Below are 336 nucleotides of genomic sequence, written 5' to 3'. Positions count from 1 at the left end.
GACGAACGCGCACGTCATCGTGGAGGAGGCCCCGCAGGAGCCTGCTGCCGGGGAGGCGGCTGTGGTGGAGCCGGTGCTGTCCGGTGGGGTGGTGCCGTGGACGGTGAGTGGCGGCAGTGCGGGCGGGCTGGTGTCGCAGGCGCGGGCGCTGGCCGATTTCGTGCGGGAGGAGAAGGCGGAGCCGGCCGGGGTCGCGCGGGCGCTGCTCGGGCGGGCTGCGCTCAGGCAGCGGCTGGTGGCCTTCGCCGAGGACCGTGAGGGACTGCTCGGGGCGCTGGACTCCTTTGCCGAGCAGGGGTCGGGTGTGGTGTCCGGGGTGGCGGTGGAGGGGGTCAA

At 75.0% G+C, this 336-nt stretch carries 1 protein-coding gene; it reads left to right on the top strand.

Annotation, left to right across the window (positions count from 1 at the left end; all coding sequences use genetic code 11):
* Window positions 1-336: hypothetical protein (locus ICC28_RS40180; RefSeq protein ID WP_188293813.1), on the top strand; the 336-nt coding region annotated here is incomplete at both ends.

This window comes from Streptomyces sp. TRM68416 (genome assembly GCF_014596915.1).
In the GTDB taxonomy this organism is placed as follows: Bacteria; Actinomycetota; Actinomycetes; order Streptomycetales; family Streptomycetaceae; genus Streptomyces.
Note: the sequence above shows the minus strand (reverse complement) of the source record. Positions and strands in the feature narration are given on the sequence as shown.